Here is an 11,542-nt window from a genome sequence, read left to right on the forward strand (position 1 = left end):
AGGCTTGGGTTATTTTTGTAACTCAAGCCTGTTTATTTTTAAGTAGAGAAAAACATGGCTCAAACTCGCGGAAACTTATTTATTCTATCTGCGCCTTCAGGTGCGGGTAAATCTAGCTTAATAACGGCGTTACTAAAAAAACACGCAGATATGAAAGTATCGGTATCGCATACCACTCGTGACCCTCGCCCAGGTGAAGAAAACGCCGTGCACTACCACTTTGTAAGCGCCGATGAATTTAAAGCGTTAATTGCCAAAGACGATTTTTTTGAATGGGCACAAGTGTTTGATAACTACTACGGCACGTCAAAGCAAGCAATTGAGTCGCAGTTAGATGCAGGTATTGATGTATTTTTAGATATTGATTGGCAAGGCGCGCAGCAAGTGCGTGAAATTATGCCAAGCGTGCAAACTATTTTTATTTTACCTCCTTCAAAAGCAGAACTTGAGCAACGCTTAAATAACCGCGGTCAAGATTCTGCAGAGGTTATAGCTGGTCGTATGGCTAAAGCGCAATCAGAAACATCACACTACAATGAATATGACTATGTTGTTGTTAATGATGACTTTGATACAGCACTAAGTAATATTGAAACGATTGTATTAGCGCAGCGCTTAACTCTAAATGCACAAGCGAGCCGTCATCACGATTTAATTACCAACTTACTCAAATAAGCTATTTATACCCTTTGTTGGGAAAACTGGTAAAAATTAACCACTGGCTATTGGCGAAACAAGCTGCTTGCAGTAAACTACGCCTTTGCTTTTAAATTATTTTGGAGTGCTGAGATGGCTCGCGTAACAGTTGAAGATGCAGTAGATGCAATTGGTAATCGTTTTGACTTAATTTTAGTTGCGGCTCGTCGTGCCCGCCAAATCGCAGTTGGTGGTAAAGATCCACTAGTTGACGCTGAAAATGATAAACCGACCGTTATCGCTCTACGTGAAATCGAGAAAGGTTTAGTTGATAGTTCATCAATGGACGTTATTGACCGTGAAGAACAACAACACCAAGAAGCAGCTGAATTAGCTGCGGTTGCTGCTATTGTTGGTGGCAATCAATAATCAACCTCCCGGTTTGATTTAGTCAACGGCTCAGTATTTCTACTCTAGCCGTTGGCAATCCCCTCTTTTCATCGTATATTCTATTACTTACCGTTACTTATTGCTTCACGAGAACATTGGAGTGTGAATGTATCTTTTTGAAGGTCTTAAAAAGAAAATATCTGAATACTTGCCAGCTGCTGATGTAGAGCTAGTGCAAAAAGCCTACGTGGTAGCCCGAGAAGCTCACGAGGGACAAACTCGCTCAAGCGGCGAACCATACATTACTCATCCCGTTGAAGTAACCCAAATTCTTGCCGGCATGCACCTTGACCATGAAACACTTATGGCCGCGCTAATGCATGACGTAATTGAAGACACCGACTTTAGCCAACAAGATTTAGCCGAAATATTTGGCGATACTGTGGCAGAGCTCGTTGAAGGGGTAAGTAAGCTCGATAAGCTCAGCTTTAAAGATAAAAAAGAATTCCAAGCTGAAAACTACCGAAAAATGATTATGGCTATGACCCAAGATATTAGGGTTATTTTAATTAAGCTTGCTGATCGTACTCATAACATGCGCACTTTAGGGGCACTGCGTCCAGATAAACGACGCCGAATAGCCCGCGAAACGCTTGAGATTTACGCACCAATAGCAAACCGCTTAGGTATTCACGATATTAAAAATGAGCTTGAAGATTTAGGCTTTCAAGCGCTATACCCTATGCGACATCGTGCACTTAAGTCTGAAGTGGCTAAAGCGCGTGGTAATCGCAAAGAAGTTATTTCTAATATACAAACCGAAATAGAAGCACGTCTTGAAGAATCAGGCATTAAAGCAACTGTGTCTGGGCGCGAAAAACACCTTTATAGTATTTACAAAAAAATGCTTAATAAAGAGCTGCTTTTTAATGAAGTAATGGATATTTACGCGTTTAGAATAAACGTAGATGCTATGGATACGTGTTACCGCGTATTAGGTGTTGCGCATAACTTATATAAGCCAATTGAAACGCGCTTTAAAGATTACATAGCTGTACCTAAAACCAATGGCTACCAATCTCTGCATACCTCATTGGTTGGCCCTCATGGTATTCCAGTGGAGATCCAAGTACGTACTCACGATATGGACCATATGGCCGATAAAGGGGTTGCTGCGCACTGGATGTATAAAAAAGCCGGTGATGGCGCAGGTAATACCGCGCAACAACGTGCTCGCCAATGGATGCAAAGCTTATTAGAACTTCAGCAAAGTGCGGGTTCGTCATTCGAATTTGTTGAGAACGTCAAAACTGAGTTATTCCCTGAAGAAATATACGTATTCACGCCAGATGGCCGCATAGTAGAGCTGCCAATGGGCGCTACAGCTGTTGATTTTGCTTACGCCGTACACACTGATGTAGGTAACACCTGTGTAGGTGCACGCGTAAACCGTAAACCTTACCCGCTAAGTAAAGCCTTAGACACCGGGCAAAGCGTTGAAATTATAACCAGTTCAGGCGCACATCCTAATGCAACGTGGCTTAACTTTATTGTAACCGGTAAAGCCCGTTTAGGTATTAGAAACTATCTTAAGAGTCAGCATCAAGAAGAGGCTTTATTACTAGGTCGTCGATTACTTGACTCTGCCTTGGGTGAAAACAAGCTAGACAGCATACCAGATGAAAACATTGCCCGCGTATTAGAAGAGCACGAGCTTTCTACGGTATTAGAATTACTCGTAGAAATAGGCGCTGGTAATTTAATGAGCGTATTAATAGCTAAACGCTTGTTACAAAACGAAAGCGAAGACCTAACAGATATTAGCAAACAAGCCAAAGCCACCATTATTGGTACCGAAGGCATGTTAGTTAATTACTCTAAGTGTTGTCGCCCTGTACCCGGAGATGCCATTACGGCTCACATTAGCCAAGGTAAAGGCCTTACCGTACACCGCCAAGAATGTAAAAACATTCGCGGTTGGGAAAGTGAGCGTTCAAAATACTTGGTTGTAAAATGGGACGATAATCCAGAAAAAGAATATATTGCAGCACTGCGAGTGGAAATTATTAACCACCAAGGCGCTTTAGCTAAACTCACAAATGTTGTTGCTACAACGCAAGCCAATATTGTTGAGATTACCACCGACGAAAAAGAAAGTAATTTGTATGTGATAGATTTGGGCGTTACGGTTAAAAACCGCGTTCATGTTGCCAATATTATGCGCCGCATTCGTGTGATGCCTGATGTGCAAAAAGTCTATCGTAAAAAGTAAAATAGGAAACTCATGAATAAAGCATTTATTTCTACCGAAAAAGCACCTGCTGCTATCGGCACATACAGCCAAGCGGTTAAAGTAGGTACTGCCGTTTACTTATCGGGCCAAATCCCGTTAGTACCTGAAACAATGGAAATGGTTTCAGAAGATTTTAGTGAGCAAACGCACCAAGTATTTAAAAATATTACTGCGGTATGTGAAGAAGCCGGTGGTAAAATTCAAGATCTAGTTAAAATTAATATTTACCTTACTGATTTATCAAACTTCGCCACCGTTAATGAAGTAATGAGCCAGTACTTTAAACAGCCTTACCCAGCGCGCGCTGCATTAGGTGTTCGTGCATTACCAAAAGGTGCACAAGTTGAGATTGACGGAATTATGGAATTACCTTCAACTAACTAATTAATACCGAGCTATAAAGGCCCCTTTATAGCTCAACTTCTATCTGCAACACTTTGTTTTCTCCCTTTCTTGACTCAAATGTAAATATCTAGCACTCTGTGATAATGCAATAAAACCAATCTTAACTTTAGTAGTAGAAAAGGATTAACTAGTGTTTAAGCTTGCCCATAACGGGAACGTATTACTTGATGTAAGTAAGCATGCTCCACCTAGTGCAGCATTTGTAATTGATGCGCTCGAAAAGTCGACATTTTGTGAATGCAAAATCGACCACGATGCCATTAATGACTATTTTAAAGCACAAAATAATGAATCGACCTTGGTTGTAGCGACTAAGCACGATGCGTCACTTATTGTGACAATTAGTGACGATAAAATGCAGGCAATTGGCGAGCTCACTCTAGCTTATGGCGGTAAAGTCCTCACCTTAGAGGAAGGGAAAAAACAGCTGGTTAAAGCAGGCGTAGTGAGAGGCTATAAACAAGCCTTTTTAGAGCAGCTATTAGATAAACAATTTAGTTTACCCGCAGGTACTTTATCCAAAGGTGTGCTTGCAAAAGGCCGCTTACCGGCTGAGGGAGCTGCGACTAAGTTTGTAACTATGGTAGAAACCCTAAAAGATCGCCTCAAAGCGCCAAAAATGAAAGAAGATGGCAGCGTGGATATGCGTGATTTTGGTAAGCTTGCCAGTGTAGAGCCAGGTGTAGTACTTATTCGCCAACAGCCTGCAACTCCCGGTAAAGAAGGGTTCACTGTAGTCGGTGACATACTGCCTGCTAAACCCGGTGAAAATAAAAAGTTAGTTGCAGGGGATGGCACTGAAATATCAAAAATCAATCCACTTGAATTAGTCTCTACTACAGCCGGCGTCCCCGTAGAAATACCTAATGGTATGCGAGTAGATGATATTTTCACAATATCTGATGTGGATGTTAAAAGTGGCCACATTGATTTTGAAGGCAGTGTAATTGTTACTAAAAACATTGACCCAGGTATGCGAGTCACAGCAAAAGGCGATATAACCGTTTTTGGTACTGTTGAGTCTGGTGAGTTATCTGCTGGCGGAAATGTCACTGTAAAGCAAGGTATTATTGGCCACCAAAGGCTAGAAGATAAAACATTGTCATGCTCTATTAAAAGCGAAGGTGACGTTCATGTATCTCACGCACAATATTGCTATATACAGGGCAAAAATATTTTTATAGACCGCCAAGCCAGCCATTGTGCAATTAAGGCAAAGCACCTATTGCAAGTTGGCCAAACAGAGTTACCCAAAGGGAAAATTTTTGGCGGAGAGATTCTCGATGCAACCGTATTAATTGCTGGTGAAATTGGCAATGAGTCAGGCGCTAAAATGGCAATTAATTTAGCCGCATCAGGGGCTGAAATAACAGCCGATACAGATAACTGCTTTAAAGACTTAGCAAAAACAGATGAGCAACTTGACACCCTTCAAGCAGCACTTGAAAAAGCTGATAAAGTAAAAGATATAGACAAGAAGAATTTGCTCATTAAAAAAATTGGTGCAACGCAGCAGCATTACTGCCAACAAGCAGAGCTGCTAGAAAAAAAGTTATCTAGCCTAGATCATGAACTACATGACTTACTGGGCGATGCAAACCTCGTCGTTAATACATCATTACACGCAGGGGTAGAGATTCATATTTTTGATAAAGTATTAAAAACCACCCGCAACTACCCACCATGTAATATAAACTTACAAAACAATAAAGTAGAAATAAACTTTAAAACACATTAGGGCGCATTTAGCGCCCTTTATAATTTACAGTAACCCGCTTACCGTATCATGCGTTTGCTTAGGCCATACACCTACTTGCACTTGTCCAATATGCTGCTTTTGCAGTAATAACATTGCTAAGCGCGATTGCCCGATTCCGCCACCTATCGTTTGTGGGAATGACTCTGCAAGTAACGCTTTATGCCAATCAAATGCTAAACGCTCTTCATCCCCTGTTATGTTCAACTGTGCTTTTAATACGTCAGGGCTCACACGTATCCCCATAGATGATATTTCGAAGGCATCTTCTAATACAGGATTCCACACTAAAATATCGCCATTTAACCCGTTGTATCCATCAGTTGTTTCGGTTGACCAATCATCGTAGTCAGGCGCTCTTACATCATGGATTTTGCCATCACTTAATGCACCACCAATACCAATTAAAAATACCGCACCGTACTCTTGCGCAATGGCTTTTTCACGTTGTTTTGCGCTAAAGTCAGGGTACATTTTACGTAACTGCTCACTGTGTATAAACGTAATTTCACTGGGTAAGAATGGGGCTATGCCAAAGCTTTCACTTACAAACTGCTCTGTTTGCTTAATGCCCTTGTAAATGGCTTTAACTGTGTCTTGTAATGTAGAGACCGTACGTTCACTGCGTTGGCAAATTACTTTCTCCCAGTCCCATTGGTCAACATATACAGAATGGATTGGACTTAATGAGTCTTCATCTGGGCGCAGCGCTTTCATTTGTGTATAAATACCCTCACCTACAGAAAAGCCATAAGTCGCTAGCGTTTTACGTTTCCACTTTGCCAGTGAGTGCACAACTTCATAGCTGCTATCACTTATCGCTTTAACATTTACAGCCACTGCATTTTCGTGACCGCTCAGGTTGTCTTGCGTGCCATCGCCTACTTTAGCCAAAATTGGCGCCTGAACTTCAACTAACCCCAGTTGCTGCTCTAATTGCTGTGAAAAAAATTGCTTAACTTTACTTATTTGCTGCTGTTGCTGCACATAGTGTGAACTCATAATAATTGGCCTCATTCCCAGTTATTGTTACTTGCTTATTTATGAAAAAGCACCTGACTGGCGCCTTTAATGAGGTTACTGTAACGATTTAAACTTTCAATTCAATAACCCATAATAAAAATAGCTTTAAGTTGCAAAATCCATTAATTTAAGCCGCAATAAACTAAACATTCACTAATTTTATAAAGAAAACACAATGGAAAATTATCAAATCGATAATCTCGATAAACAGATACTTCATGCACTAATGGCCAACGCCCGCACAGCCTATGCAGAATTAGCCAAACGATTTGCCGTTAGCGCCGGCACAATTCACGTGCGCATAGAAAAAATGAAACAGGCGGGGATCATCACGGGTACCCAATTAAGCATTAGTACTAAGCAGCTTGGCTACGATGTGTGTTGCTTTATTGGTATCAATTTAAATAACGCGCGCGACTACCCAGAGACACTTATAAAACTAGAAGCACTCGAAGAAGTAGTTGAAGCTTATTACACCACGGGTAACTACAGTATTTTTATAAAAGTAATGGCTAAGTCTATCGACCACTTACAAGATGTACTTATTAATAAAATACAAGCAATAGAAGCTATACAGTCAACCGAAACGCTTATTTCTTTGCAAAACCCAATTAGCCGCACAGTAATGCCTTAATAGGTAAATTCTCGTATAATTGCTAAAAAAGAGGATCACCATGCAGCAAAATCGCTACCAAAGAATAAAAGACGTATTATCACGTCGCCAAACTGACCTAACCGTGTGCCTAGAAGACGTGCATAAGCACCATAATTTATCGGCTATTGTAAGAAGTGCTGATGCAGTAGGCTGCCATCATGTACATGCTGTATGGCCTGAAAACCAGAAGTGGCTTACTAATAACACCTCTGGTGGAAGTAAAAATTGGTTAGAAACACACCTGCATAAAAATATTGATGATGCAGCTGCAATGATGCGACAGTACAACCCTAATGTACAAATACTCGCAACTCACCTTAGTGAAGATGCTGTAGATTTTAGAGAAATAGATTACACCAAACCAACCGCCATTATTGTCGGCCAAGAAAAAACCGGTATTTCTGAGCAAGCACTTAAACATGCCGATCAAAACATTATTATTCCAATGCAAGGCATGGTGCAATCACTTAATGTATCGGTTGCTGCAGCACTTATTTTATTTGAAGCCCAACAACAACGTGAAAAAGCAGGCCTGTATAGTCGCAATATGCTAAGTGAAGAGATTAAACACCCTATGTATTTTGAAGGGTATCACCCCATTATTGCCAAACAGTGCCGTTTAAAAAAGCTGCCTTACCCACCACTTGATGACGAAGGTGAGATTATAGCTAACGAGCAATTTTGGCATGCTTTAAAACATGCTTGATGCATAGCAAACCTGTGAGTACACTTAACTCATTCACAAATAAACAGATTTGAGCCTACATTGTCTAAACCTAGCTTAAGCCAATACCCAATTACAGAATTAAAAGGGGTTGGCCCAAAAATGGCCGAGCGCTTAAAAAAGCTAGGTATAGCGACTGTACAAGATATGCTGTTTCATTTGCCTCTTCGCTATGAAGACCGCACTCGTATATATGCTATTAACGACGTTACTTTACATAGTCACTGCTCTGTAGAGGCTACAATAGAAACAAGCCAAATAACCTTCGGTAAACGCCGCATGTTAGTCGTACAAATAAACGATGGTACGGGTAGGCTCACATTACGGTTTTTCAATTTTACTGCTGCGCAAAAAAATGCGTTTAGTAGTGGAAAGATAATTCGCTGTTTTGGCGAAGTTAGGCGTGGCCGTGTAGGCTTTGAAATGAGCCATCCAGAATATAGCATTAGCGACACACCCAACGAGCAGCCAACAGCAACAACACTCACACCGGTTTATTCAACAACCGAAGGGCTAAAGCAATTATCGATTAGGGGTTTAAGCGAGCAAGCAATAAACTTACTGCACAAATATTCAGTAGAAGAGCTTATTCCTGAAAAATGGCAACCTTCACATATGCAACTGCGTGACGCTATCTTGCTACTTCATCGTCCACCTAATGACGTAGATGTAATTTCACTTGAACAAGGCACTCACCCAGCGCAGCAACGCTTAGTGTTTGAAGAATTACTCGCACAAAATTTAAGCTTATTAAAAGTACGTGAACAGGGGCAGCAAGTAAGCGCAGTGTCTTTGGAACCAACAAACACTTTAGAAAGTCAATTTTTAAAACAACTCCCTTTTGCACCTACGCACGCACAAAGTCGAGTGGTAGCCGAAATTAAAGGTGATTTACAGCATCCTTACCCTATGATGCGCTTAGTACAAGGTGATGTAGGCTCAGGTAAAACCCTCGTAGCAGCATTAAGTGCATTAACAGCAATAGCACAAGGTTTTCAGGTTGCGCTAATGGCACCTACAGAAATACTCTCTGAGCAACATGGCATTAATTTTAAACTCTGGTTTGAAGCACTAGGGATTAACGTAGCCTGGCTTGGTGGTAAAACAAAAGGTAAAGAGCGCATCACTACGCTTGAAAAAATAGCCTCTGGAGAGGCGCAAATGATAGTAGGTACACACGCTTTATTTCAAGATGAAGTAAAGTTCAATAACCTTGTGCTTATCATCATTGATGAGCAACATCGTTTTGGTGTTCATCAACGCTTATCACTGCGAGAAAAAGGTAAATTTGGAAATTGTTATCCTCATCAGCTAGTGATGACGGCAACACCTATTCCTCGTACGCTCGCCATGACAGCCTATGCAGATTTAGAAACCTCAGTAATAGATGAACTCCCACCAGGTAGAACGCCAATTACCACTGTAGCCATCCCTGATACTCGCCGTGAGGATATAATCAACCGCGTTAAACTGGCATGTAACGAACAAGGCAGGCAAGTTTATTGGGTATGTACGCTAATAGATGAATCTGAAGCACTACAATGCCAAGCCGCAGAAGACAGCGCCCTGCAGTTAAAAGAGGCGTTGCCAGAGCTTAATGTAGGACTAGTTCATGGCCGCATGAAAGCTGCAGAAAAGCAGGCAATTATGAGCGATTTCAAAGCTGGTAATATACATGTACTTGTTGCAACAACAGTCATTGAGGTAGGTGTAGACGTGCCCAATGCGAGTTTAATCATAATAGAAAATCCGGAGCGCTTAGGCTTAGCACAATTACACCAATTACGCGGACGCGTTGGGCGTGGTGCCACAGCCTCACATTGTGTACTTTTATATCATGCCCCACTTTCACATACAGCTCAAAAGCGCTTGGGTGTATTAAGAGACAGTAACGATGGCTTTGTCATCGCGGAGCGCGATCTTGAAATACGCGGCCCAGGCGAAGTGCTTGGTACTAAACAAACAGGCTTAGCTGAATTTAAAATTGCAGATCTTACTCGTGATAAACACACGCTAAATCAAGTCAGACCTATCGCACAGCAAATGCTAAAACAAAACCCTGAACTTATAGACCCTTTAATCCAACGTTGGCTCGGCAATAAATCTAATTACGCCCAAGCGTAACTAGCCTTAACCGCTCATAAAGCTCACTCAGTTTGTTTTTAACTTGTTTTACTGATGGCCAAAGCCCCCTAATTACCTACTAAATAGGTATCTGACTGTCTTACTCTACCCATGGGTTTAGATGGGTGTGCATTGTGTGTGCGTATTTTACTTTTCTGCAGACGCAAAAAATCACTTCATCTCTGAAGCGGCTTTCTCGTATTTGGAGCCTTGCTATTTCGTAGTGCCCACAGCGGTTGAGGGTCGCACAGCAAATGGGAAACTATTCATTGGTCGGGGCTCGCCTTCGAGGTGTTTTGTTTGATGTATCGGGATACAAATGCCGTGAAGTACTGGATGTACGAGAGCGGCCACTATTGAGTTTGGCATAGGGTCTTGGCTTTTACTAAACCGCAGACAGCAAAAAACCCGTTACATTGCTGTAACGGGTTTCTCGTATTTGGAGCCTGGCAATGTCCTACTTTCACATAGCAAATGCTACACTATCATCGGCGCTGTTTCGTTTCACTACTGAGTTCGGCATGGGGTCAGGTGGGTCCAAAACGCTATGGTTACCAAGCAAATTAGGTGTCAGTCCGTTTTCACGTACCAACTAAATCTGGAAAATATCTGATAATATTTTTTAAGTCTTTCTAAGCATCTATCTACTTTAGCTATTAACTTCTGTCGCTTGTTTCTGTCACAAAACGCGTTTGGCGTTGTATGGTTAAGCCTCACGGGTAATTAGTACAAGTTAGCTTAATGGCTCACACCACTTCCACATCTTGCCTATCAACGTTGTAGTCTTCAACGGCCCTTCAGAGACTTTAAAAGTCTAGTGAGAAATCATCTCGAGGCCTGCTTCGCGCTTAGATGCTTTCAGCGCTTATCAGTTCCGAACGTAGCTACCGGGCAATGCCATTGGCATGACAACCCGAACACCAGCGGTTCGTTCACTCCGGTCCTCTCGTACTAGGAGCAACCCCTCTCAATTCTCAAACGCCCACGGCAGATAGGGACCGAACTGTCTCACGACGTTCTAAACCCAGCTCGCGTACCACTTTAAATGGCGAACAGCCATACCCTTGGGACCGACTTCAGCCCCAGGATGTGATGAGCCGACATCGAGGTGCCAAACACCGCCGTCGATATGAACTCTTGGGCGGTATCAGCCTGTTATCCCCGGAGTACCTTTTATCCGTTGAGCGATGGCCCTTCCATTCAGAACCACCGGATCACTATGACCTACTTTCGTACCTGCTCGACGTGTCTGTCTCGCAGTTAAGCTGGCTTCTACCATTACACTAACCGTACGATGTCCGACCGTACTTAGCCAACCTTCGTGCTCCTCCGTTACTCTTTGGGAGGAGACCGCCCCAGTCAAACTACCCACCAGGCACTGTCCGTAACCCCGATTCAGGGGCCAACGTTAGAACATCAAAACTACAAGGGTGGTATTTCAAGGACGACTCCACAACAACTAGCGTCGCTGCTTCAAAGTCTCCCACCTATCCTACACATGTAGGTTCAATGTTCAGTGCCAAGCTGTAGTAAAGG

Annotated in this window: 9 protein-coding genes and 2 rRNA genes (1 of these 11 running past the window's edge); 8 read left to right on the top strand and 3 right to left on the bottom strand. The window is 42.2% G+C overall.

All coding sequences use genetic code 11. The features are described from left to right. The first annotated feature begins 54 nt into the window (after nt 1-54). The 5 genes from gmk (at nt 55) to PESP_RS15580 (ending at nt 5,462) form a co-directional block, all read left to right on the top strand. On the top strand, nt 55-675 hold the full coding sequence (gmk, locus tag PESP_RS15560) for a guanylate kinase (protein ID WP_089348843.1): 621 nt from the start codon (nt 55-57) through the stop codon (nt 673-675). A gap of 114 nt (nt 676-789) precedes the next feature. Then, nucleotides 790-1,065, top strand: a complete 276-nt coding sequence (gene rpoZ, locus PESP_RS15565; protein WP_004588253.1) for a DNA-directed RNA polymerase subunit omega — start codon at nt 790-792, stop codon at nt 1,063-1,065. Nucleotides 1,066-1,192: 127 nt separating this feature from the next. Beyond that, entirely contained in the window at nt 1,193-3,298 is a 2,106-nt protein-coding gene (gene spoT, locus PESP_RS15570) for a bifunctional GTP diphosphokinase/guanosine-3',5'-bis pyrophosphate 3'-pyrophosphohydrolase (RefSeq protein ID WP_089348844.1), read from the top strand. Between the two features lie 12 nt (nt 3,299-3,310). Next, nucleotides 3,311-3,703, top strand: coding sequence for a RidA family protein (locus PESP_RS15575; protein ID WP_004588255.1), 393 nt, complete (start codon nt 3,311-3,313; stop codon nt 3,701-3,703). Nucleotides 3,704-3,854: 151 nt separating this feature from the next. Further along, nucleotides 3,855-5,462 (top strand): flagellar assembly protein A, encoded by a 1,608-nt coding sequence (locus tag PESP_RS15580; protein ID WP_089348845.1) that lies wholly within the window; start codon nt 3,855-3,857, stop codon nt 5,460-5,462. Between the two features lie 24 nt (nt 5,463-5,486). On the opposite strand, the gene asnA is transcribed toward PESP_RS15580, so the two are convergent. Beyond that, nucleotides 5,487-6,482 (bottom strand): aspartate--ammonia ligase, encoded by a 996-nt coding sequence (asnA, locus tag PESP_RS15585; protein ID WP_089348846.1) that lies wholly within the window; start codon nt 6,480-6,482, stop codon nt 5,487-5,489. Between the two features lie 196 nt (nt 6,483-6,678). Here asnA and asnC point away from each other — a divergent pair, with 196 nt between their 5' ends. From asnC to recG, 3 genes are read left to right on the top strand one after another with little or no spacing between them, the layout of a single operon-like run. Continuing rightward, on the top strand, nt 6,679-7,137 hold the full coding sequence (gene asnC / locus PESP_RS15590) for a transcriptional regulator AsnC (protein WP_089348847.1): 459 nt from the start codon (nt 6,679-6,681) through the stop codon (nt 7,135-7,137). Between the two features lie 40 nt (nt 7,138-7,177). Beyond that, a complete protein-coding gene (trmH, locus tag PESP_RS15595) occupies nt 7,178-7,864 on the top strand; it encodes a tRNA (guanosine(18)-2'-O)-methyltransferase TrmH (RefSeq protein WP_089348848.1) in 687 nt (228 codons plus the stop codon). A 60-nt stretch (nt 7,865-7,924) separates the two neighbouring features. After that, nucleotides 7,925-10,006, top strand: coding sequence for an ATP-dependent DNA helicase RecG (recG, locus tag PESP_RS15600; RefSeq protein ID WP_089348849.1), 2,082 nt, complete (start codon nt 7,925-7,927; stop codon nt 10,004-10,006). 444 nt (nt 10,007-10,450) lie between these two features. Here the strand turns inward: recG and rrf are convergent. Both rrf and PESP_RS15610 read right to left on the bottom strand, forming a co-directional pair. Then, nucleotides 10,451-10,565 (bottom strand): 5S ribosomal RNA (gene rrf, locus PESP_RS15605). A gap of 143 nt (nt 10,566-10,708) precedes the next feature. Continuing rightward, nucleotides 10,709-11,542 (bottom strand): 23S ribosomal RNA (locus PESP_RS15610) (it continues 2,053 nt past the right edge of the window).

Source organism: Pseudoalteromonas espejiana DSM 9414 (assembly GCF_002221525.1).
GTDB lineage: Bacteria > Pseudomonadota > Gammaproteobacteria > Enterobacterales > Alteromonadaceae > Pseudoalteromonas > Pseudoalteromonas espejiana.